The sequence below is a fragment of the Ruegeria sp. AP12 genome, from assembly GCF_056540025.1.
In genome coordinates this window covers 1-696 of sequence record NZ_JBQFVZ010000212.1, presented here as the reverse complement: position 1 = coordinate 696, position 696 = coordinate 1, and the positions used below count along the sequence as shown (strand labels likewise).

General features: G+C 58.9%; 1 pseudogene. It reads left to right on the top strand.

The annotated features are described in order from the left end of the window. A pseudogene (locus ACR0E6_RS22335) lies at positions 1–696 on the top strand (GcvT family protein); the annotation flags it as partial.

Sequence of the window (696 nt, the reverse complement as noted above, 5' to 3'; positions counted from 1 at the left end):
GGCACCCATATGGATGCGCACATCCCCGGTGAGGATTTCCCCGAGGCCCGTCCGATGAAAACCGCGGGCTCCTACGATCTGTTGACCGCACATGGTGCCGTTTGGACCAGCTTCAACGGCTATGAATTCCCGCGCTGGTTTGCCAAATCGCCCGAAGAGGCGATCCCCGAACACTCCTTCCGCCGCACCAATCATATGGGGTTGGTACAGGAAGAAGTGCGCCGCACGCGGGAAGAGGCAGGCTTCATCGAGATGTCTCCGATGACCAAATTCACCGTGCGCGGGCCAGGCGCGGCCAAATGGCTGGATGGTCTGATGGCGAACAAACTGCCCAAGGTGGGGCGAATGACCCTGTCTCTGATGCTGAACGACAAGGGTGGGATGGATGCGGAATACACCATCGCACGCAAGGCGCAGGATGATTTCTATCTGATCTCGACCCCGAATTGGCAGGCCTATAACTGGGACCAGATGCAGCGTCTGCTGCCCAAAGACGGCTCGGTCGTGATGGAGGATATCTCGGAACAGCTGGGCGTGATCGCTCTGGCTGGTCCGAAATCGCGCGAGATCCTGTCGAAACTGACGGACAATGATCTTTCGAACGAGGCCTTCCCGTGGCTTTCGGCCCAGAAGGGTGAGGTCGGCTATGCCAAACGCGTTCATCTGCTGCGCGTCTCCTACACCGGTGAGCTAGGA